Annotated in this window: 18 protein-coding genes; 7 read left to right on the top strand and 11 right to left on the bottom strand. The window is 58.6% G+C overall.

The window, feature by feature from the left end; all coding sequences use genetic code 11:
- Positions 1-45: 45 nt before the first annotated feature.
- Positions 46-1,662 carry an antiporter gene (locus tag MWU53_RS02065; protein ID WP_247089938.1) on the bottom strand — a complete coding sequence of 539 codons (1,617 nt, stop codon included), beginning with the start codon at positions 1,660-1,662 and terminating at the stop codon, positions 46-48.
- Positions 1,663-1,728: 66 nt separating this feature from the next.
- Positions 1,729-3,141, bottom strand: a complete 1,413-nt coding sequence (locus MWU53_RS02060) for an MFS transporter (RefSeq protein WP_247089936.1) — start codon at positions 3,139-3,141, stop codon at positions 1,729-1,731.
- 275 nt (positions 3,142-3,416) lie between these two features.
- On the opposite strand from MWU53_RS02060, the gene MWU53_RS02055 reads away from it, so the two are divergent.
- Positions 3,417-4,115: a helix-turn-helix domain-containing protein gene (locus MWU53_RS02055; RefSeq protein WP_247089934.1), complete on the top strand. Its 699-nt coding sequence runs from the start codon at positions 3,417-3,419 to the stop codon at positions 4,113-4,115.
- 20 nt (positions 4,116-4,135) lie between these two features.
- Here the strand turns inward: MWU53_RS02055 and MWU53_RS02050 are convergent, their stop codons facing one another.
- From MWU53_RS02050 to MWU53_RS02030, 5 genes are all read right to left on the bottom strand, one after another.
- Positions 4,136-5,056, bottom strand: a complete 921-nt coding sequence (locus tag MWU53_RS02050; protein ID WP_247089932.1) for a glucokinase — start codon at positions 5,054-5,056, stop codon at positions 4,136-4,138.
- Entirely contained in the window at positions 5,053-6,150 is a 1,098-nt protein-coding gene (gene ugpC / locus MWU53_RS02045) for a sn-glycerol-3-phosphate ABC transporter ATP-binding protein UgpC (RefSeq protein ID WP_247089931.1), read from the bottom strand. The genes MWU53_RS02050 and ugpC overlap by 4 nt, the downstream gene beginning before the upstream one ends.
- Positions 6,151-6,154: 4 nt before the next feature.
- Positions 6,155-7,051 carry a carbohydrate ABC transporter permease gene (locus MWU53_RS02040; protein ID WP_247089929.1) on the bottom strand — a complete coding sequence of 299 codons (897 nt, stop codon included), beginning with the start codon at positions 7,049-7,051 and terminating at the stop codon, positions 6,155-6,157.
- Entirely contained in the window at positions 7,044-7,916 is an 873-nt protein-coding gene (locus MWU53_RS02035; protein WP_247089927.1) for a sugar ABC transporter permease, read from the bottom strand. The genes MWU53_RS02040 and MWU53_RS02035 overlap by 8 nt, the downstream gene beginning before the upstream one ends.
- Before the next feature lie 63 nt (positions 7,917-7,979).
- Entirely contained in the window at positions 7,980-9,224 is a 1,245-nt protein-coding gene (locus MWU53_RS02030) for an ABC transporter substrate-binding protein (RefSeq protein WP_247089925.1), read from the bottom strand.
- 220 nt (positions 9,225-9,444) lie between these two features.
- Between MWU53_RS02030 and MWU53_RS02025 the strand changes: the two genes are divergently transcribed.
- The gene (locus MWU53_RS02025) at positions 9,445-10,188 is read left to right on the top strand and encodes a response regulator transcription factor (RefSeq protein WP_247089923.1); all 744 of its coding nucleotides are present in this window, start codon (positions 9,445-9,447) and stop codon (positions 10,186-10,188) included.
- Entirely contained in the window at positions 10,185-11,633 is a 1,449-nt protein-coding gene (locus MWU53_RS02020) for a HAMP domain-containing sensor histidine kinase (protein ID WP_247089921.1), read from the top strand. The genes MWU53_RS02025 and MWU53_RS02020 overlap by 4 nt, the downstream gene beginning before the upstream one ends.
- 49 nt (positions 11,634-11,682) lie before the next feature.
- On the opposite strand, the gene MWU53_RS02015 is transcribed toward MWU53_RS02020, so the two are convergent.
- From MWU53_RS02015 to MWU53_RS02000, 4 genes are all read right to left on the bottom strand, one after another.
- The gene (locus MWU53_RS02015) at positions 11,683-14,193 is read right to left on the bottom strand and encodes a sulfatase-like hydrolase/transferase (RefSeq protein WP_247089919.1); all 2,511 of its coding nucleotides are present in this window, start codon (positions 14,191-14,193) and stop codon (positions 11,683-11,685) included.
- Positions 14,194-14,517: 324 nt separating this feature from the next.
- Positions 14,518-15,192 carry a GntR family transcriptional regulator gene (locus tag MWU53_RS02010; protein ID WP_247089917.1) on the bottom strand — a complete coding sequence of 225 codons (675 nt, stop codon included), beginning with the start codon at positions 15,190-15,192 and terminating at the stop codon, positions 14,518-14,520.
- A gap of 105 nt (positions 15,193-15,297) precedes the next feature.
- Positions 15,298-16,458, bottom strand: a complete 1,161-nt coding sequence (gene argE / locus MWU53_RS02005; protein WP_247090512.1) for an acetylornithine deacetylase — start codon at positions 16,456-16,458, stop codon at positions 15,298-15,300.
- Complete coding sequence (locus MWU53_RS02000; protein ID WP_247089915.1) at positions 16,458-17,642, bottom strand: M24 family metallopeptidase; 1,185 nt, start codon at positions 17,640-17,642, stop codon at positions 16,458-16,460. Before MWU53_RS02000 ends, argE begins: the two co-directional genes overlap by 1 nt.
- A 275-nt stretch (positions 17,643-17,917) precedes the next feature.
- Between MWU53_RS02000 and eutB the strand changes: the two genes are divergently transcribed.
- The 4 genes from eutB to MWU53_RS01980 all read left to right on the top strand — a co-directional run bounded on the left by eutB (position 17,918) and on the right by MWU53_RS01980 (position 21,952).
- On the top strand, positions 17,918-18,925 hold the full coding sequence (gene eutB / locus MWU53_RS01995; RefSeq protein ID WP_247089913.1) for a hydroxyectoine utilization dehydratase EutB: 1,008 nt from the start codon (positions 17,918-17,920) through the stop codon (positions 18,923-18,925).
- Complete coding sequence (locus MWU53_RS01990; RefSeq protein WP_247089911.1) at positions 18,915-19,901, top strand: cyclodeaminase; 987 nt, start codon at positions 18,915-18,917, stop codon at positions 19,899-19,901. The genes eutB and MWU53_RS01990 overlap by 11 nt, the downstream gene beginning before the upstream one ends.
- Before the next feature lie 4 nt (positions 19,902-19,905).
- A complete protein-coding gene (locus MWU53_RS01985) occupies positions 19,906-20,394 on the top strand; it encodes an Lrp/AsnC family transcriptional regulator (protein WP_247089909.1) in 489 nt (162 codons plus the stop codon).
- Between the two features lie 82 nt (positions 20,395-20,476).
- Positions 20,477-21,952, top strand: a complete 1,476-nt coding sequence (locus MWU53_RS01980) for an NAD-dependent succinate-semialdehyde dehydrogenase (RefSeq protein ID WP_247089907.1) — start codon at positions 20,477-20,479, stop codon at positions 21,950-21,952.
- Positions 21,953-21,956 lie beyond the last annotated feature (4 nt).

The raw sequence follows: 21,956 nt of genomic DNA, 5'->3' as shown, positions 1-21,956 counted from the left end.
TGGCTGGCCTACCCCGGCATGTGCCGGGATAGGCGGGCAGACGTATCAGGGGTTCTTGACGTAAGCGCCGGGGCGCAGATAGAACCACCAGTTGATGGCGATGCAGACCGCATAGAAGATCGCGAAGCCGTACAAGGCATACTCAGGCGTTCCGGCCTTCAGCTGTTCACCAAACACTTTGGGGATGATGAAGGCGCCGTAAGCAGCAACCGCAGCAGTCCAACCCAGTGCAGGACCAGCCTGTTCTTTGTTGAACACCATCGCGATGGTGCGGAAGGTCGAACCGTTGCCGATACCAGTGGCGGCAAACAGGATCAGGAACAGACCCAGGAACGGGTAGAAGTATTGTTCCGGAGTTGCCGACGAATAGGCCTGCTGAATGAAGTAGGCGACACCCAGTGCCGAGGCGACCATGACGACCGAGATGATCTGGGTCACTTTCGCGCCACCGGCTTTGTCAGCCCACATACCACCCAGCGGACGGATCAGAGCGCCGATGAACGGGCCCATCCAGGCAAACATCAGGGCCGACGGGCCGTTGGGGTTTACCATGTCGTGGGTCATCACACCGTCGACTTCAACGTGGCTGAAGCCAAACACAACTTTGATGGTCAGCGCCAGAGCAGCCGAGTAGCCGATGAACGACCCAAAGGTCATGGTGTAGATCACGGTCATGGCCCAAGTGTGCTTGTTGCCGAAGATCTTGTATTGGCGGCTCAGGTTTTGACCGACAGCACCGGGGATCATTTTCAGACCCAGAACCGTCAAGGCGATTACGATCGGCAGCACGATCCATTTGGACACGCCCAGACCCGAGGTCGGCAGACCGGCTTCGGTGCCCGGCAGCAGCAGCCACAGGCCGAAGGCCGCGGTCAGGAAACCGATCAGCAACATGCCGGTGATCGTGGCAAATGCGCCAAGAGGTCCGGGGATGTTCGGGGACACGTGCTCATCACGGATGTTGTTCATCCCCATCCAGCCAATGATCGCCAGCGGGATCAGGAAGACCAGCCAGATCAGGCCAGCGTTCTGGATGTAAGTCTCGGTCCCGGCAGGGATTTTACCGATCAGCGTACCCGAGGTGTTCACCAGCGTACGGCTTTCGCCACCGAAGATGCCCATGGTCATCGCCAGCGGGATCAGGATCTGCATGGTGGTCACACCAAAGTTGCCCAGACCTGCGTTCATACCCAGCGCATAGCCCTGAATTTTCTTCGGATAGAAGAAGCTGATGTTGGACATCGAGGACGAGAAGTTACCGCCACCGATACCCGACAGGAAGGCCAGGATCTGGAAGTACCACAGCGGCGTATCCGGGTTCTGCAGTGCCAGACCGGCACCAGCGGCCGGGATCATCAGCAGCGCGGTGGTAAACACGATGGTGTTTCGTCCCCCCGCGATACGGATGAAGAAGGTCGACGGAATACGCAATGTTGCACCAGTCAGACCAGCGATTGCACCCAGCGTAAACAGGTCAGATTTGGCAAATCCGAAGCCCAAGTTGATCATCTGAACTGTGATGATGCCCCAGTAAAGCCAGACGGCAAAGCCGCACAGCAGGCTGGGAATTGAAATCCAGAGATTTCGGTTGGCAATGGACTTACCGGTGGAAGCCCAGAAGGCCTCGTCATCCGGTGTCCAGTTTCTTAGATCTTGTCCCACGACAGTCCCTCCTCAGGGTTTGATTGGGTGGGCCACCGGGACGGGCGGCCCACCATTTGTCTTTGTTCAGAGATGTGCACCGTGCTTGCGGTTGTACTCGTCAACGATTGCACGCGAGTCGTTCAGCGCGTTCACAGCGCGGGCTGCACGAAGCTCCAATCCGTCAAGCTGAGCCTTCTCAAAGAGCGCCTTTTCTTCGGCCTCTTTCTCGGGTGAGAAGCGGACAAACAGGGCCAGAACCGACGCACAGCAGACCATGATGCCGATCACGAAGAAGGCGTTGTTCCAGGCCATTTCACCTTTGAACAGGAAGCCTGCAGCCACAGCACCCGCGTTGCCACCAGCACCTACGATGCCCGCCACCGCGCCCAGCGCTTTTTTGTTGACGAAGGGAACGACCGAATAGGTTGCGCCTTCCGACATCTGTGTGAACAGCGAGAAGATGATCAGCATCGGGATCGCCAGGAACAGCACGTCCATACGGCTGAACAGCATCAGGGCAAGGCCCTCGCCCAGAAGCACAATGAACAGCCAGAAGGTCCGGCCGCGCAGGCCCCAGAGCGATGCGAAGTTGTCTCCGAAGATGCCGCCCAGCGTACGGGCGAAGATGTTCATCAGACCGAACGAGGCCGCGATCAGACCGGCAGTTACCAGTGTCAGACCATCAAAGTAGTCATAGAAGTACAGCGCGGCGACGTTGTTGACGGTCAGCTCGATGCCGAAGCAAGCAGCATAGATGAAGAACAGAACCCAGACGCGATAGTCCGCCATGGCCTTGAAGTAGGCACCCGTGACTTTCTTCTTGTCTTCAAGCTGGCCTTTTTCGCGCAGCTCTTTGAAGTTCCCGTCTGGGGCGTCTTTTGTCAGGAAGAAGTAGGCAATCCCGACCACGAAGATCACACAGCCGACAACGACCATCGACAGGCGCCAGCTGGACGCATCCGTGAAGCCAAGCGTAATGAAGACCGAGAAGACCAGAGGCATGGCAAACTGCGTGACACCGCCACCCAGGTTACCCCATCCAGCGCTGGTTGCGTTAGCCGTACCAACGACGTTCGGCGCAAACATGACAGTGGTGTGATACTGCGTGATCACGAAGGCCGCACCGATCATACCGATCAGAAGGCGGAAGAACATGAAGCTTTCGAAGCTATCGGCAAGACCAATACCCGCCACCGGGAAGGCGCCGAGGATCAGAAGCCATGTATAGGCGAGCCTTGGACCGATGCGGTCACATAGCCAGCCAATAAAGAAGCGTCCGACGATCGTCATTGCCACCGAGGCGATGATCGACCAACCAACCTGCGATTTCGTTAACCCAAGCTCATCGCGCACGACGATCATCAAGGGCGCGATACCGAACCATGCAAAAAAGCAGGAGAAGAACGCAAACCACGTCATGTGGAAGGTTCTGATTTGCACCATTCGGACGTTGAAGAAGTTACTCCAAAGGCTTGTGGCCTTATTCTGAATTTCCATATCTCAGTCCCCTTTTCGACCTTAAGCACCGACCCTTCCAAGGTAGCGGTGTGGTCGTTTTCGATGGGGCCAAAGTCTGCGAGGACTGCGCAACATGTTTTGATCCAAGTCAAAAAACAAAATTTGTCTTTTAAAATAAACTACTTACCGAAATCCCTCAAGTCAGACACTACTGAACTGCAAGTTGAAGGCAGAAAGAAAACAAACGAGAGTTTGACATTTATCAATCACTGCAGTTAAGAATTTTTCAAAATCAGAAAGCCAGTAAATCCGCCATGCCCGAATCGCATCGACCAGACATTCGCAAGCTCGACTTGTTTTCGGAGATGTCCGATGAGAACTTCCAGTCGTTGATGCATGCGTCCTATCTTCAGACGTTTCCGCCGCAGATCGAACTGATCACGGAAGGCGACTCCAGCGACTTTCTGCATGTGGTCGTCGATGGCTCGGTTGAGCTGTTCGCCCGCTGGAACAACCGCGAAACCAGTGTGGCGATCGTCCGTCCGATCTCGACCTTTATTCTGGCCGCCACGTTGCGCGACGCGCCGAACCTGATGTCCGCGCGTACGTTAGAGAAAAGCCGCATCGTTCTGATCCCAAGCGAGGATGTGCGCCGCATCTTTGATGAAGACAACAACTTCGCGCGGGCCATCGTGTGCGAACTGGCCTCGGGCTATCGGGCGTCGATCAAGAAGACCAAAGACCTGAAACTGCGCACATCGCTCGAGCGTCTGGCAAACTACCTGCTGCGCCAGCAGATACGTGAAGGCGGCGGACCCGAGTTCCAGCTGCAGACCGAGAAAAAGCGGCTTGCGTCCTATTTGAACATGACACCCGAGAACCTGAGCCGTGCGTTCAAGTCATTGAAGCCTTATGGCGTTGAGGTTGACGGCAGTAAAATCACGATCTCGAACCAGTCCGACCTAGAGAAGTTCGCGCGCCCAAGCCCGCTGATCGACGACAAGAAGGTATAAGTCGCCGGACCTGCCCATATTTAACGTGCGTAAACCGCGCAGCCTTTCAACGCTGCCGCGTCGTCCAGAATGTTGTGGACCGGAACAGCGCCCACGGCATTCAGGGCAAAAGGACCCTGCACGATGTCGACGAAGGCGGCTTTGGCTGGGGTCGAAAGCAAATTTCGCGCAACACCCCCGGCAAAGAAGATCCCCCGTCTGGGAAGAAACGCCAGCATCAGGTTCCGTGTAAGAACTGCAAGTAGCCCCGCGTAGAAAAACTGAAACTCCTGTTTCACACGGGTCTGCAAAGCCGTGTCTCTGTCTGGCTCGGGCGCGGTCCTCGCCTGTTCTAACGCATAAAGGGCAGCGTAGCCTCGGCCAGAAAACACCTCTTCGATGGTTGTGAACCCTGAGGCATGCGCCCCAAATCGCGCGGAGAGTTCAGTCGCGATGTCTGCGGGCAGGCAGATATGCCCGTATTCCACATCCAACTGCGCCACCCTGCCCTTCGATATCACCACCGGAGACACATTGAACCCGGTCCCGATCCCGACCACCAAAGCCTGTGCTTCGTCCATCGGGCTCTCATCAAGCGACACCACAGGATCAAGACTGTCGAGGCCGAGGAATACGCTGGCTTGTCCAAGCGCAGCCAGATCATTCAGCAACGAAACAGGGCGTCCACCAAGGCTGCGTGACAGTTGCGTTTCGTCGAAATGCCAGTCTCGGTTGGTCAGGCAAGCCCGCCTGCTATGGACGGGACCGGCAACCGCGATGACCGCATCCGCAATTTGAGCGTCTTCCCTGTCAGAAAGATAGCGCACCAGCACGTCGTCGAAACTTGCGAAGTCATCGTTACGAAAGTTTTCGACCGATGCAGTGTTCAGCTGCCCTGCGCGGGCCAACCCTAAACGAGAGTTGGTCCCGCCGATATCAGCAACAAGCCTGTCACCTGTCAATTCAAGCGTTCCCCGCTTTCAGGCGCAAAGTAGGACACCTTGCTTAGATCAAAGGCCAGCGACAGGTTCTCGCCCGGGCGCGCGTTGGTTTCGGCGTGAAGACGCGCAGTGACCTGTTTGCCACCCAGTTGCGAGACGACATAGGTGTCGGCCCCTGCCGGTTCGACCATGTCGATCAGGCAATCGGCCTCTTGCACGTCCTCGCCAGCGCGGAAGCCCGCTTCGGCGATGTCTTCCGGACGAAGGCCCAGAATGACGTCCTCGGGCAGGTCTTTCGCATGCGTGTCGGTCAGAACCAACGGGGCGGCGCCTGCGCGTTCGATCTCGATCTTCGTGCCTTTGCCATTGGCCTTGGCGCGTGCCGGGATCAGGTTCATCGCCGGGCTACCCATGAAGTCCGCCACGAACAGGTTGGCGGGGGTGTTATAGATCTCGGCGGGGCTGCCGATCTGCTGCACGATCCCGCCTTTCAGGACGACGATCTTGGTGGCCAAGGTCATCGCCTCGATCTGGTCATGGGTCACATAGACCATCGTGGCATTCAGGTTATGATGCAGTTTCTTGATCTCGGACCGCATTTCCACACGCAGCTTGGCGTCAAGGTTGGACAGCGGTTCATCGAACAGGAAGAGCTTGGGGTCACGCACTAGTGCCCGGCCCATGGCGACGCGCTGCCGTTGGCCACCGGACAGTTGGCCGGGACGACGCTGCAGAAGCGGTTCGATCTGAAGCTGTTGGGCCACTTCCTGAAGCTTCTTCTCTTGCGTTGCCGCGTCCACACCACGCACTTTCATGCCGAAGGTGATGTTCTTGGCCACCGACATGGTCGGGTAGAGCGCATAGGATTGGAACACCATCGCGATGTCGCGGTCCTTTGGGCTGACATGGGTCATGTCGCGCCCACCGATGTCGATCGTTCCCGCGGTGATCGGCTCAAGCCCTGCGATGCAGTTCAGAAGCGTGGACTTACCGCAGCCAGAAGGGCCAACGAGGACCAAGAAATCTCCCGGCTCGATCGCGACGTTGATGTCTTTCAGGATCTCGACGGACCCATAGTTCTTGTAGAGGTTCTTGATGTCCAGAATAGGAGCCATGGGTTTAGCCTTTCACGGAGCCCGCGGTCAGTCCGCGGATGAAGTATTTGCCGGCGACGACATAGACGAGGAGCGTGGGAAGGGCGGCAATGATCGCAGCAGCCATATCCACGTTGTATTCCTTCACGCCGGTGGTCGAGTTTACGATGTTGTTCAGTGCCACAGTGACGGGTTGGGTTCCGGCCTGACTGAAGCTGACGCCAAACAGGAAGTCGTTCCAGATCTGGGTGAATTGCCAGATGACGGTCACAACAATGATCGGCAGCGACAGAGGCAGGAAGATCGACCAGAAGATCCGGAAGAAGCCCGCGCCATCCACTTTTGCGGCTTTCACCAGCTCTTGCGGGATCGACACATAATAGTTGCGGAAGAACAGCGTGGTGAACCCGATGCCATAGATGACATGGACGAAGATCAGACCGGGGATGGTTCCCGCGATGCCCATCATGCCCAGCATACGTGCCATCGGAAGCAGCACCACCTGGAAGGGGATAAAGCAGCCAAACAGCATCAGCGAGAAGATCAGGTTTGCACCTTTGAACTTCCACTGGGCGATGACGTAGCCATTAAGCGCCCCGAGCATGGTCGAGATCAGGACCGCCGGGATCGCAAGGATCACCGAGTTCCAGAAATAAGGGCGCAGGCCCTCACACTGGATGCCGGTACAGGCACCGGACCATGCGGTCCGCCAGGCCTCGAACGTGACTTCACGAGGGAAGGCCACAAGGCTGCCGGTGCGGATCTCTTCCAAGCTTTTCAACGAGGTCGTGACCATCACGAAAAGTGGCATCAGATAGAACAGCGCAAAGAGGCCAAGCAAGGTGAACAGAAGCCAGCGCAGGGCGATCCGACCCCAATTGCGCGACGGGTTGTGAGTGGTGGTAAGCGCAATATCAGTCATGTTTCGTCCTCAGTTCAGAGTAGAGGTAGGGAACGATGATCGCAAAGACGACGGCCATCATGACCATGGCAGAGCTTGCCGCTTGCCCGATATCGCCGCGCGAGAACGCCATCGCGTACATGTAGGTTGCAGGCAGGTCGGTAGCATAGCCGGGTCCGCCGCCAGTCAGCGCGATGACAAGGTCAAAGCTTTTGATTGCAAGGTGGGCCAGCACGATGAAGGCTGACAGAAAGATCGGGGCCATCGATGGGATGATGATGGCGGAATAGATGCGCCAGTTGGGGATACCATCGACCTGAGCGGCCTTGATGATCTCTCCGTCCACGCTGCGCAGACCCGCAAGGAACAGCGCCATGACAAAGCCCGAGGCCTGCCAGACACCCGCGATGACCACGGCGTAGATCGCCATGTCCGGGTCAATCACCCAGTCGAAACTGAAGTTCTCAAACCCCCAGTCGCGGACCATCTTTTCGATGCCCAGTCCGGGGTTCATGATCCATTTCCATGCCGTGCCGGTGACGATCATCGACAGCGCCATTGGGTAAAGATAGATCGTGCGCAAAACACCTTCTGTGCGGATCTTCTGATCCAGCAAGATCGCGATCAGCAGCCCAAGAACCATCGAGATCACGATGAACAAAGTGCCAAAGATGAACAGGTTCGTCATCGCGGTATCGAACCGGGGCGACGCGAACAGGCGCTCATACTGGATAAGCCCTTCAACTTCGTATTTTGGCAAAAGCCGCGAGCGGGTCAGCGATACCCAAGCAGTCCAGGCGATGAAGCCGTAAACGAAAACGAGGATGGCGATGAAAGAGGGCGCAAGCACCATCTTGGGGATATGACGTTCAAGCCATTCGGTCATTGTAACGACCCCTGAATTAAAGGAGGCCCCGCACCTGAAGGTCAGACGCGAGGCCAGGGAGATTTACATGGAGTTGGCGACAGCGTCGGCCAGCATGTTCACAGCATCAGCCGAGGACATGTCCGAGTTAAAGTGCGCGGTCACCACATCGGTGATCGCACCCGACTGTGCGCCACGCAGCGCCATGCCATGGGCATAGCTGGGCAGCAGCGAGCCGTTGTCCGAGCTTTCGTTCATGTCCTTGGCGGACAGGTGTGCACAACTGTCGAACTCGTCCAGAGCGACGTCAACACGCGCCGGAATCGACCCTTTGTTCAGGTTGAACACTTTCTGGAAGTTCTGACCAACGATCAGCTTAGATAGAAGGTCCTGACCGGCTTTCTTGTCGTCGCCATCCACGTTGAACATGGCAAAGCTGTCCACGTTGTACAGGAAGCCGTCACCCGGCACCGAGGCACACAGGAAGTCTTCGCCCGGCGCTTTGCCAGCAGCAAGGAACTCGCCTTTGGCCCAGTCACCCATGATCTGGAAGGCGGCTTCGCCGTTCATGACCATAGCCGTGGCCAGGTTCCAGTCACGACCCGAGAAGTTGTCGTCGACATAGCCGCGCATTTTGCGCATCTGGTCAAAGACAGCGACCATGCCGTCGGATTTCAGAGTGTCCATGTCCAGATCAACAAAGGCTTTCTTGAAACCGTCTGCGCCCAGAATGCCCAGCGCGACTGCTTCAAACACGGTGGCGTCCTGCCACGCCTGACCACCATGGGCCAGCGGGGTGATGCCTGCGGCTGCCAGTTTGTCAGCGGCGGCGTTAAACTCGTCCCATGTGGTGGGCATTGCGATGCCATTTGCTTCCAGAACGTCAGCGTTGGCCCAGATCCAGTCGACGCGGTGTACGTTGACGGGGGCGGCACACCACGTGCCTTCACACATCATGTGACCAGCGATCGAGGCGGGCAGAACGTCAGCCCAACCTTCGGCTTCTGCAACCGCCGAGATGTCGGCCAGAACGCCTTCCTCATACCATTCCTGAATGGCTGGGCCTTTCAGCTGAACGGCGGTCGGTGCGTTGCCCGACAGAACACGTGCACGCAGAGCGGTCATGGCAGCATCGCCACCCCCACCAGCAACCGGCATGTCGGTCCATGTGCCGCCATTGTCTGCAAACTCTTGCTGCAGAACGGCGACGGATTTGGCTTCACCGCCCGATGTCCACCAGTGCAGAACCTCGGCCTGAGGCTCGGCGACTGCGGGCATGGCGCAGGTAATAGCAACGGCCGAAACGGCCGCGAATACGGATGTCTTCATTAGATTTTCCTCCCTTTGGCCAACCGATCGGGTGGCGCTGACCTAAGCTTGCCGACCAACGCGATCTTTACGCAACGCTAGAAACAGGGCCTCTGCGCCGCCAAGGTTAGTTTTTCGTGCCTTTTGTTACATGATGTTACGCAAGCCTTGATTTTGTTGCACGCTGTTACAAACAAACAGATGGTGAGGACGGCATATTTGCCGAAGGGAGGCACATCGCATGGCGATTCCAAAACTGCTTGTCGTCGATGATGACGCGGAAACGCGCAGCATGATGACCCAGTTTCTGCAACAGAACGGGTTCATGGCCTTCCCGTGCGAAACAGAGGATGCAATCCGCCACCATCTGAAAGGTGGCCGTGTGGACCTGATCCTGCTGGATGTGATGCTGGCCGATGAAAACGGCGTCGAGATCTGTGCTCGCCTGCGCAAAGAACAGGATGTGCCCGTCATTCTGGTTTCGGCCTTGTCAGCTGACCATCACCGCATGAAGGGCTACGAGGTCGGTGCTGACGATTATATCGCAAAGCCTTTCAACCCCCAGCTTTTGCTGGCCCGGGTCCGCGCTGTCCTGCATCGCGCCAATCGCAGCGCGTCTTTGGTGTACCGGCGCAGCGTGTCGGTCTTTCGCTTTGCAGGCTGGCAATATGATGCCAAGCGCGACGAGGTCACCTCGCCGCAGGGATATCAGGTCGCCCTGTCGCGCAAGGAAACCGCGTTGCTGAAGGTGCTTCTGGCCAACCCGCACATCCCGCTAACCCGCGATGAGATCGCAAATGCCCTTGATGTCACAGGCGAGGGACAGGGAACCCCGCCCGAAGGGTCAGGCCGTGCCATTGATGTTCTGGTCGGGCGTCTGCGCGGCAAGATCGAGGCCGACCCGAAATCCCCAGAGTTTCTGCGCACCGAGCGCGGCATCGGCTATGTATTTGCCGCCGATGTCACAACCGAGGACAGCGCATGAGCAAAGGGCTCCGCCTGCAAACCCTTGGGGTCACGCTGGTCGTGGTGTCTTTCCTGATGGCCTTTATCTCGGCATGGATGTGGTTTGCGTCGACCCGCGCGTGGCAGGAACATCAGACGGGAAGCTATGTGGCAGGCATATCCCTGTACGAAAGCCTGCGTACCGGTGCCGAGCCCCCCGCGAACATCAGCATCACCTCTCTGAACGCGATGGACGAGATTCTGGCCAGCCGGGGCGAGTTCTCGCGACTGCCCAACATCCCCACCCCCGCCTTCGTCACAAACGTGTCGATCAAGGGCCCCGGTCGCGACCCGGTGTCCGGGGAAACCCTGATCCTCGGCATCGTGTCCGGCGATCTACAGTATTCGGTGTCCGAGCTTGTCTCGAACGAAGGCCAGCCAGCCGCCCAGAAGTTCGGCAATGTCACGCGCCTTCTGGCAACCTATTGCAGCGAACCGATCCTCTTTGCCCGCATGGGGACCCAACCGTGGCTGCGCATCGACGGGCGGTCGGTCTGGGGCTGCGGCGCGGCACCTAAGGACCTGCGCCTACTGGCCGTTCTCATGTGTCTTGTGGCCCTAGCCATCCTTGCCACGCTCGTACGCGACACCTCTGCCTATTTCGACCGCTTTGCGCGCGCACTACACAATCGCCGCCGTCTTGGTGGGCCGGAAAGCTATGCGGTACAAGGACCAGATGAACTGCGCGACATTGTTTTGGCGGTGAACAGCTATCTTGAAGACGAACGCGCCCAACTGTCCAAACGTGCAACCGTTCTGTCCGGGGTCAGCCATGACCTTGGCACACCCGCTACTCGGCTTCGCCTGCGCACGGCGCTGATCAAGGACGTCGATCTGCGGGATAAGTTCGAAGCCGATATCGACAGCATGACAGAAATGATCGAAAGCGTACTGACCTATACCCGCGCCGAGCTAAACGAAGAAAATCCGCGCCAGGTGTCTTTGACCTCGATGATCGAGGCGCTCGTTGCGGATTACGAAGACCTTGGCCGGCCCGTTGCGATCCGCACGCTTGAACGTCCCTCGGTCGAGGGTGGCCGATCCGTGTTTGCTGCCACCTCAGGGCATGTGGTGCTTCCCGAAATCCAACGCATTCTGATAACAGCCCGCCCGGTGTCCCTGAAACGCGCCATATCGAACCTGATCGAAAATGCTCTGAAATATGGTCGCCGCGCCACGGTCGAGCTGACTGCGAATGCGGATCACGCAACCATCGTGGTCGAGGACGAAGGATCGGGCATGTCAGCCGAAGACATCGAAGCCGTGGTGGCGCCGTTCAAACGCGGAGAGAACACCCAAGCTGTCGATGGGTTCGGATTGGGCCTTACAATCGTTGCAACGGTGGCCGAACAGCACGGCGGGCGACTTTACTTCGAAACCGGCACACATGGTTTGCGCGCGTGTCTGGAGATCTGCAGGAACTAGAAACTTGCAGCCATGATCTGGCGCCCAGTCAGCCCTCCGCAGATTGCCCTTAACGGTAGCGGTCGGCTTGCATAAGGGGTGGCAGAGGCAGTTTAGCGACAACGGGTGCGTCCTGTGGTTCAGCGACCTCACGCAGGACCAAAGGTCGGGTGTCGTCGGTGTCTTGCCGCACGAAATCGCGTAGTTCCAGCACCATCGCGGTTCTCGGCTGGCCGAGATACTCGGTGACATTGCCATTGCCAGCACGGATCGCGACATAGGGTTGTTCCCCCTGAAGGTCGCGCCATTGGCTGAACCCCGTACCCGCGAAGATCCTATCGAAATCAATGTCGGGATCACTGCACACAGCCGACGAATGCACGACGACCACGAAGGCACCGTAGTCTTCGGACATGCGGTCCATGGCCGTTCCAAAGCCGGTGTCGAGCAACACCTCCGGGTCCGGCAGCGCGCCCCCCCACGCGCAGGTGTCTTCGTGGGCGATCTTGACCGGGGCCGCATCCGGATTGAGGCCAAGCAGCGTCATCCCGCGATAAACGTACACAATATCGCCCTGCGCGCGGTTGGACACATAGCTTTCCCACGCCTCGGCACCGCCGGTCGATCGGATGACGAAGTCTCCGACAAGACCGGACGGCGAAACCGTGCGCACCTCGTCCGCATCAATCAGCAACGTGTTGTTGTAGAACCCGCCCACAACGCTGTCGAAATAGGCTTGGTCCGGCCGCAGCTGCGCAAACACATTCTTCAGGCTGCCGAAGGGCAAGGTTACGCCTTCAGCCAAAGGAAACGACGTCAAGCCCGGGCTTCCGAGGCTGCCGGCCAAGGCGCAATACTTCGCTGGCAACGTCGTCTTGCGCCCTTCGAAGACGCTGACCCGGGCGCAGCTATCAACCCAGACAAACCGGTCGCCATACCACGTGTCCAATAATTTCCGCGGCAGTTTGTTGCCGTCGTCCAGATCATACAGAATGTCCCGAACACGGAGATCGTCGTTTAGCTGGAAGATTGCGGGCAGCCTGACATAGCGCGTGCCCATATAGGCCTTCTCTGCCGCCTCATCGACCCGGATTCCGGCGTTCAGCTGCGGGAAGACCGCGAGGGACGACAGGAAGGTCCAATGGTCTTCCAGAAGCAGGTTCAAGTCCGCCGTCGTGCTCCGCAAGGACGGGGTCGGCCCCTGAAGGTCACGGCCATAACCCATGGCGTCGACATCAGCGCCAAGCAGACCAAGGAAGGTCGGCGCAAGATCAAAGGTCGTGCCGGGCTTATCGACCTTGCCGGGTTCGATGCCCGCACCAAACGCCATGACAAGGTTTCTGCGCTCTGCGGCCTCAAGCGTGTCCCAAACCGAGTTCGGCCTGGCCAGGTGATCCGACATTACCAACAGGACCGTGTCCTCCATCGCGGGGCTTGCAAGGACGTGGCGGATAAACTCGCCCGCCATGTGGTCGGCGCAATGGACCGCATTCAGAAAGGGGTTTTCGCCGTCCCCATAGGTGATGCCTTCACAGGTATTGGAGACCGTACCGCCCTGCGGGTGGTGCGTGTCGACGGTCAGAAGCACCAGTCCGAACGGCGTGTCACGGGCAGCGAGGTCATCGAACCGTTGCGCCCCTATATCCAGAAGGGCGTCATCGTAGATCCCCCAGATAGATTTGTAATACGGGTCATCAAGCGCGCTATACAAATCGTCCGCGCCCTCGACCGTGTCAAATCCGTGGGTTTCGTAAAACGTCCCCCAGCCCGCAAACTCAAGCGACGAGCCGTGCATATAGGTCATGTCATAACCGGCGTCGTTCAACAGGTCCCCCATACAGGTCGCGGCGGGCAGGAACTCATCCGAACCAGCACCAGACCCCGCAAGCGGGATGCCGCACTGGCTTGCGACCATTGCCCCGATGGTCCAACTGGCCCACGTTGCTTGCGTCATGTCGGTAAAGCTTAGCGCCTGCTTCTCCAACGCGAGCAGGTTAGGCGTCAAACCGGGGAATAGGTCTTCGTCCATATAGGTGCGCTCGATCGACTCGAGATACAGCAGGACGACATTCTTGTCGGTTCCCCTGACATCACGCTTGTCGATCGCAACATATTCCGGTGGCGCAGCAATCCGGTTCCCATCGCCAAGCGCGCCAATCCCGTATTTCCAGGCCAGATCACTGACGTCCAGCACCGTCGGGTTCACGGCAAATGCAGCAAGCAACGCAGCCGTCCCGGCCAAGACCCCTAAACGGTGTGGCGCGTCGTTCTTGCGGGCGCGAATAAAATGAAATGCAAAATAGGAAACGATCAGCGCCGCGACCACCAAAAGCGCAACGACGGCAATGATAGCGTTGAAATCTTGAACGGTCGCGCCCTTCATTCCGGCAACGACGTGGAAGAGGACGGATTCGTCGATGCCCGATCCGGTCAGAGCGTTCACGCCATAGTGTGTGACAAAGAAAAGCAGCAGTACCAGAATGGCAAGGGCAAACCCAATGGCCGCGCGCCGCGATGCGACCGCCTTTCGCAGTAGCGCAAGGGCCAGCAGTATCAGTGCAGTGCTTATGGCCGTTGTCATGTCAGTCCCTTCCCTTGATCAGATCCACAAGTCTGCGTCGCAGCCGTGTCGGCACACCTTTGCCGCATCCGAGGCGTGGGCTGTGCCGGCAAATGAATGCCCGTCCTTTCTGCCCAAACGGATCTTACATTCGCCGTCCCCTTAGCCGCGACCAGATGCGTTGCGACACCACGCGCTTTATGGAAACAACAGATCGCTCTTCTGTTGACGCTACTCACTGCGCCGGGCCGAGCTCTATGATCTTGGTCAAGTAGGGCCAACCGGCTTGCCTTCAGCCAGTCCAAGAATTCCAGAACCGCTTGCTTGGCGCGCCCATACCGGGCATCAGCGCTTCATACGGCTATAGCTCATTGAAATATGGGCCCGCTGTATTAGTGCGGCGGCCTGAAGGTCGCCCAGCTCAATCGCGGCAATGACTTCGTCGACTTCCCGCGCAAACACGCGAATTTCTTCGTTGAGATCGATGATCGACGCAAAGAACGATTTCAGCCAGATCCGGGTGGTTTGAATGTAAAGCCTCTCGGAAATCTCGCGCAGTGGCGCGTTGTCGGACAGCTCTAGCCGCGCAAGGAAGAAGTCCATATTGATCTGGGCAAAGGCGCGTGGCTCGGGATTTTGCACAAGCGCCTTCGCGCGCTGTGACAGATCAGAAAGACGCACAGAAAGCGCTGCATCCGGACGCTTAGGGGACAGTTTTCCCACCAGTTCCGCCAGCTCCATGCGCAGTTGATAGGTCTGCGCAAGTTCCTCGATATTCACATCGGTCACGAAGGTCCCGACACCGTGGACCGAATGCACCAGCCCCCCATCTTCTAGCCGCGCCAGAACTCGTCTGAGCGGGGTGCGAGACACGCCAAACTCTTCCGCCAACTCGGTCTCTGAAAGCCGCATGCCGGGGGCGTAATCCAGCAGGCAGATCCGATTGCGAAGTTCGTGATGCAGGATTTCAAAACGATCACGTGCTTTGATGTCACTGTTTTCAAAAATGGCAGAGCTCACAAGCGTGATCCTTCGATTGATGACCAGTATCTATTGTGCTGGGATGCAATACACCCCGGCGCGCAGAGGTCCAGACCCACGGAAGCACCCAACACCTTAAGCATGTCAAACCAGCTTGGCCGAGAGGCGCGCAAGCATGTCCAGACATTGCTCCATCTGATCAATCGAGACATATTCATCCGGCTTGTGCGCCTGATCGATCGAGCCCGGCCCGCAGACGACAACCGACATACCCAGTCCCTGAAAAATGCCAGCCTCGGTCCCGAAGGGCACGACGTCCGCTCCGTTGGCACCTGTCAGTTCCATCACCAGATCCCGCGCTTCATTCTTGGCCATCGGCTCAAGCCCATCGACCTCGCCGATTACTTCCGTCTCGATCCCAGCCTTGGGATGTACAGCCTGCATCGCGGGGATAAGTGTGTGGGCGCAGAATTGATGCAACTCGTCCTTCACATAATCGGCGTCTGACTGCTGAACCGGGCGCATCTCCCATTCAATCCGGGCTTTACCGGGGATCACGTTATGGGCCACGCCCCCGACCAGTGCGCCGGTGTTGATGGTGGTCCAGGGCGGCTCGAACCGGCTGCCCTCCGGCGTTCGGGTTTGCAACTCCGCCTTCAACTCCAACAGTTTCGAGACATAGCGCACCGCGTATTCCACCGCGTTCACGCCGCGGTCTGGGCCGGATCCATGCCCTTCCAGCCCGGTGAAGTGGGTGGTGTATTCATAGCAGCCCTTGTGGCCCTCTATGATCCGCATCGAAGTCGGCTCTCCGATAATGGCCACAGCGGGTTTGATGCCTTTTTCGCGCAGGGTGTCCGCCAGCGCACGCGCGCCAAAACAGCCGACTTCCTCGTCATAGGTGAAGGCAAAATGCACCGGGCGCTGCAAGTCCAGCGCCGCATAGCGCGGGGCCATGGCAACTGCTGCGGCAATGAACCCTTTCATGTCACAGGTGCCGCGCCCAAACCATTTGCCCTCGCGCGTATCCATCACAAAAGGATCCGAGGCCCAGTCCTGATCGGTCACCGGCACCACATCGGAATGGCCTGACAACACGATGCCCCCATCACGTTTCGGCCCCAGCGTAGCAAACAGGTTTGCCTTTGTTCCGGTTTCGTCATGCCAGATTTCAACCTCGGCCCCGCACGCGGACAACTGCTTGGCCAGATGCAGGATCATGTCCAAGTTGCTGTCCGAGGATACTGTTGGGAACCCGATCAGCTTCTCTAAAAGGGCCTTGGTGTCTGCAAGTGCGCTCACGATCAGTCCTTTACGAAGAGTTTTCGGTCCATGTTGCACAGGGCTTCGGCCGGTCCGTTTTCGGTGATCAGGATGGTCTCGGTCGTCTCAAGCCCCCAGCTGTCCATCCAGAGCGCAGGCATGAAGTGAAACACCATGCCGGGTTCCAGTACGGTATCATCCTCGGTCCGGATCGAGGCCGTTCGCTCGCCCCAGTCCGGCGGATAGCTCAGCCCGATGGGATAGCCCATGCGCCCTTCCCGCTTGATGCCATGTTTGGCCAGAACATCCATGAACGCATTGGCGATGTCGCACGTCCGGTTGCCCGCGCGGGCGGCCTCGAGCCCGGCGGAGATCCCTTCGATCTGGGCCTGTTCGGCCGCCAGCATCTCGGACGGTGGCGTACCAAGATAGACCGTCCGGCACAGTGGCGCGTGGTAGCGCCTGTAACACCCCGACAGCTCAAAAAAAGTCGCTTCGCCCGCGCGCATCGGGGCTCCATCCCATGTCAGATGGGCGGCAGTCGCGTCCAGACCTGAGGGTGTTAGAGGGACGATGGCGGGATAGTCGCCCCAATCGTCATCAACACCGGTAATCCCGGCATGGAAAATATCCGCCACCAGATCGTTCTTGCGCACACCGGGCGCGGCGCGGTCGATCGCTGTCTGGATGACCTTTTCAGAAATGCGCGCGGCCTTGCGGATGAACCCGATCTCTTCGTTGGACTTGATCAGCCGCTGCCAGTTCACCAAAGCCGTCGCGTCCTGCAGGGTGGCGTTTGGCAATTCCTCGACCAGCACGGCGTGGGCTTTGGCCGAGTAATAGTAGTTCTCCATCTCGACACCGATGCGGGCGGCCTCTTTCCCCAGCGCGCGGATATGCCCAGCGAGGTCCTGCATCGGATGCCGCACGGTGGATTGCACAAAATTGTCAGCGTATCCGTGGATGTTGTCGTCAGACATCCAGCACGTCCGCCGCCCGCCCAGAGCATCCATCGAGCGGCCCCACCAGATGGGCTCTCCTTCCAGCCCCAGAAGCACCCCTTGATGGACATAGAAGGACCAGCCGTCATAGCCGGTCAACCAAGCCTGGTTTGATGGGTCGGTGACAAACAGCAGGTCCAGGCCTGCTTTTTCCATCGCCTTTCGGGTCTTTGTAATTCGGCGATCATATTCAGCCTGACTGAACGGAGCATGTTCGATGGGCATCGCAACCTCATGAATAGATATGGACAGTTGTGCACAACCTAAGTCATTCCATTGACAGGCCCGTGCCTTCTCACCCAAGCTAAATGCGAGTAACAGTGCATTTATTGTACATTAACGGCAATCGGATGTCGTTTTTCAAGATTGACCAAAACAAACTTGCTGTGGTGTTGTGCACAAATGGCGATGACCGGTGCGCGTCGCATTTACTTGGGCCGCTGTCTGGAGCTGCGGATACCCGCGACAGACAAGGAAAGTGGTAACCTCGGATGACTGGAATGGCTCTCGAACTTCACCACATTTTTGATGCGCGGCATCGCATTCGCGGTGTGGCAGACAACACGCCCCTGATCCCGTCCCCTTTCATGTCAAAGGTCGCGGGTCACGACTTTCTGATGAAGATGGAGACCATGCAGCCAGTTGGGGCATTCAAGCTGCGTGGCGCAATGTCGGCGGTGATGGCGCTGCCGGACAGTGTGCGCGGCGTGACCTGCTGCTCAACCGGCAATCACGGGCGGGGCGTTAGCTTTGCCGCCAACCGACGCGGGATGCGGGCGGTGATCTGCATGTCGGAACTTGTACCACAGGCCAAAATCGACGGGATCAAAGCGCTTGGTGCGGATGTACGCATCATCGGCAACACGCAGGACGAAGCGATGCAGGAAAGCCTGCGCCTGTGCGATGCTGAGGGGCTGGTCGAGATCTCGCCCTTCGACGATCTTCATGTGATCAGTGGTCAGGGCACGATTGGGCTTGAAATGCTCGAGGCACGGCCAGATCTGGATATGCTGCTTGTGCCGCTGTCGGGCGGCGGCCTTGCAGCCGGCATTGCAACGGCAGCCAAGGCAATCAATCCGCAAATCACGGTGATCGGTATCACCATGGATCGCGGCGCGGCCATGCATGCATCGATCCGCGCCGGCGAACCGGTCGAGGTGCCGGAATTCGCCTCGCTTGCGGACAGCCTGGGCGGGGGTATCGGGTTGCAAAACCAACTGTCCTATCCCATCTGCCGCGATCTTCTGGATGACACCATTCTGGTGACCGAAAGCGAAATCCTGCACGCCATGCAGGTGATGTTCTACGAGGATCGCATCGTGGCCGAAGGGGCGTCGGTCGTCGGACAGGCCGCGATGCTGGCGGGCAAACTGCCCACACCAAACGGCCCTGTCGGCACGGTGATTACGGGGCGCAATCTGGACATGCCAACATTCGCGAAACTCATGACAGGACAAGACGTGATGATCGGGGACCTTGAAGTGAAAGGAAAAACCTATGGCGCATGACATTCAGATCGTCACCGAAGCGGAACTAAGGCGGGCTGTAGGGCTCGACCTGACCGCCGTTGACGTGGTGGAACAGGCCTTCACAGCGTTGGCCTCGGGCAAGGTGGTGATGCCGCCGATCCTGTCGATGGACCTACACGACGCGAATGGCGAGGTGGACGTTAAAACCGCTTACATTCCCGGCTTTGACGGGTTCGCGATCAAGGTATCTCCCGGCTTTTTTGACAACCCGAAACTGGGACTGCCCAGCCTGAATGGGCTGATGATCTTGTTCTCGGCCAAAACCGGGTTGGTGGAATCTCTCTTTCTGGACAATGGGTACCTGACCGATGTGCGCACTGCCGCAGCAGGCGCCGTGGCGGCGCGCCATTTGGCGCCACAGGCAGTGGACACCGCTGGCGTGATTGGCACCGGTGTACAAGCACGCTTGCAAATGATCGCCGCGCATCTGGTGCGCCCGTTCAAGCGGGTTCTGGTGCATGGCCGCGCTCCGGACAAGGCTGCCGCCTGCGCCGCCGATCTGGCCAAGGCGCTGGGGATCGAGGCCAAGGTGGTGACGGATCCGGCAGAGCTGGTCGCCCGGTCGCAGCTTGTGGTCACCACCACCCCCGCGCGCGAACCGGTACTGCGGGCCGAGTGGCTGCATCCGGGCCTGCACATCACGGCCATGGGCTCGGACCAGACCGGGAAAAACGAGATCGATCCCGCCGCGTTGATCGTGGCGGACGCGTATATCTGCGACAGCGTCAGCCAATGCGCGGTCTCGGGCGAGCTTGAAGCAGCCAAGACGGCCGGCCTTTGGGACAAAGGCACGCCAGCCGAGCTGGGCGAGGTGATCACCGGGGCCAAACCCGGCCGTACGTCTTTTGAAGCAATCACCATCTGCGACCTCACCGGTACCGGTGCGCAGGATACTGCCATCGCCACCCATGTCCGCAAACATTTCGGCTCTGCCGGAACTGTCATTCAGGCGTGACCAGATGATGCTAGACAAGCGCGATATTCAGATCCTGTCTGTTCTCACCCAAGAGGGACGGATCACCAAGGCTGCGCTGGCCGACAGGATCGGCCTGTCCCCCACCCCCTGTTGGGAGCGCTTAAAAAAACTGGAAAAAGCGGGCTTGATCGAAGGGTACGGCGCCCGCATCAACCTCAAGAAGCTCGCTCCACATGTGACTGTTTTCGTAGCAGCCGAGATCGCCGATCACACCGCCGCCAGCTTCCGGGCGTTTGAAGCCGCGATGAACCGCTATGACGAGGTCGTGGCCTGCTGGGCGCTTGGCGGCGGGTTCGACTATCTGTTGCAGATCGTCACCCGCGACATTGATGCCTATCAACGCCTGATAGACGAGATGCTGGACGCACGCATCGGCCTATCCCGCTATTTCACCTATATCGTGACCAAGCCAGTGAAGGGGCCAGCAGGAGCACCCTTCGATATACTGCTTGGCGATATGCATGACAGTTGAATCGTCTGGCGCGCCCTCCAAATTTGGTGATTTCTTCTTATCAGATCCAGCAAAATCCTCTGCAACAAGAGGAGGATAGGCGATGTCAGACACGGCTCTTTCTGCACGTACAGATATCGAGAACAAGGCGCTTGTACGTTCTTTTTCTTACATAAATGGCAGGTGGGTTGCGGCACAGTCGGGTAAATGCTTTGCCGTAACGGACCCCGCCAATGGCGATCACCTTGGCGACGTGGCGGCGATGTCGGCAGAGGAATCCTCTGCCGCTGTCGACGCTGCTCAGGCGGCCTTTCCGGCATGGGCCGCGCTTTTGCCGCAAGAGCGCGCCACCATTCTGCGCCGTTGGTTCAAGCTTCAACTGAAGCACAAGGAAGACCTGGCTCGTATCATCGTGCTGGAACAGGGCAAACCCATCTCAGAGGCGCGCGGCGAGATCGACTATGGCGCGGCCTTTGTCGAGTTCTATTCCGAAGAGGCCAAGCGCCCCAATATCGAAGGCGTTACCAGCCATCTGCCCGATGCCGAAGTTGAGCTGTGGCGCGAACCCGTGGGCGTGGCGGCCCTGATCACGCCTTGGAACTTCCCCTCGGCCATGCTGACACGCAAGGCGGCCGCAGCGTTGGCAGCGGGCTGCACCGTGGTGGCGCATCCGTCGGGTGAAACCCCCTATAGCGCGTTGGCACTAGCCGAACTGGCCGAACGCGCGGGCGTTCCGGCGGGCGTCTTCAATGTCGTCACCGGCGTCGCTCCGACCGTAGTAGAACCTTGGACACACGACCCGCGCGTACGTGCGCTGTCTTTCACCGGATCTACCGATGTGGGCAAGCTGCTGTACCGCCAGTCCGCCGAGACAGTGAAGCGGCTGGTGATGGAGCTGGGCGGCCATGCTCCGGTCATCGTCTTCAAGGGCGCCAATTTGGATGTGGCGGTCGAGGAAACCATCAAGGCAAAATTCGCCACGTCCGGGCAGGACTGTCTGGGGGCCAACCGTATCTATGTGGAACGCGCCATCTATGACGACTTCTGCACCAAATTCATCGACGCCACCAAAGCCCTGACCGTAGGGAACGGCATGGATGACCCGGATATCGGACCACTGATGAACGAAAAGGCAGTGCAAAAACAGGAAGAGCACGTGGTCGATGCCTTGGAAAAAGGAGCCAAGCTGGCGTGCGGCGGCAAGCGCCGCGCGCTGGGGTCGCTGTTCTATGAACCCACGGTTCTGGTCGATGTTCCGGCCGATGCCCGCATCATGTCAGAAGAAACCTTCGGACCGGTTGCCCCCATCACCCCGTTCGACACCGAGGACGAGGTCGTCGCGCGTGCCAATGACAGCGAGTACGGTCTGGTCGCCTATCTGCACAGCCACGATCCGCGCCGCATCTACCGACTGAGCCGCGCATTGCAATATGGCATGGTCGCGGTGAACCGCACCAAGGTCACCGGGGCGCCGATCCCCTTCGGCGGCACGAAACAATCTGGTCTGGGCCGCGAAGGGGCGCGCCTGGGCATGGAAGAATTCACCGAAATCAAATACATCTGCCGTGATTGGGCGTGATCCC

Source organism: Aliiroseovarius sp. S1123, from assembly GCF_023015885.1.
In the GTDB taxonomy this organism is placed as follows: Bacteria; Pseudomonadota; Alphaproteobacteria; order Rhodobacterales; family Rhodobacteraceae; genus Aliiroseovarius.
This window is presented reverse-complemented; position numbering and strand designations above follow the sequence as displayed.

Coding starts and splice junctions, on each gene's coding strand:
- MWU53_RS01980 (WP_247089907.1), top strand. CDS start 20,477: ATGTCAGACACGGCTCTTTCTGCACGTACAGATATCGAGAACAAGGCG.
- MWU53_RS02030 (WP_247089925.1), bottom strand. CDS start 9,224: ATGAAGACATCCGTATTCGCGGCCGTTTCGGCCGTTGCTATTACCTGC.
- MWU53_RS02040 (WP_247089929.1), bottom strand. CDS start 7,051: ATGACTGATATTGCGCTTACCACCACTCACAACCCGTCGCGCAATTGG.
- MWU53_RS02015 (WP_247089919.1), bottom strand. CDS start 14,193: ATGACAACGGCCATAAGCACTGCACTGATACTGCTGGCCCTTGCGCTA.
- ugpC (WP_247089931.1), bottom strand. CDS start 6,150: ATGGCTCCTATTCTGGACATCAAGAACCTCTACAAGAACTATGGGTCC.
- MWU53_RS02025 (WP_247089923.1), top strand. CDS start 9,445: ATGGCGATTCCAAAACTGCTTGTCGTCGATGATGACGCGGAAACGCGC.
- eutB (WP_247089913.1), top strand. CDS start 17,918: ATGGCTCTCGAACTTCACCACATTTTTGATGCGCGGCATCGCATTCGC.
- MWU53_RS01985 (WP_247089909.1), top strand. CDS start 19,906: ATGATGCTAGACAAGCGCGATATTCAGATCCTGTCTGTTCTCACCCAA.
- MWU53_RS02035 (WP_247089927.1), bottom strand. CDS start 7,916: ATGACCGAATGGCTTGAACGTCATATCCCCAAGATGGTGCTTGCGCCC.
- MWU53_RS01990 (WP_247089911.1), top strand. CDS start 18,915: ATGGCGCATGACATTCAGATCGTCACCGAAGCGGAACTAAGGCGGGCT.
- MWU53_RS02000 (WP_247089915.1), bottom strand. CDS start 17,642: ATGCCCATCGAACATGCTCCGTTCAGTCAGGCTGAATATGATCGCCGA.
- MWU53_RS02020 (WP_247089921.1), top strand. CDS start 10,185: ATGAGCAAAGGGCTCCGCCTGCAAACCCTTGGGGTCACGCTGGTCGTG.
- MWU53_RS02060 (WP_247089936.1), bottom strand. CDS start 3,141: ATGGAAATTCAGAATAAGGCCACAAGCCTTTGGAGTAACTTCTTCAAC.
- MWU53_RS02055 (WP_247089934.1), top strand. CDS start 3,417: ATGCCCGAATCGCATCGACCAGACATTCGCAAGCTCGACTTGTTTTCG.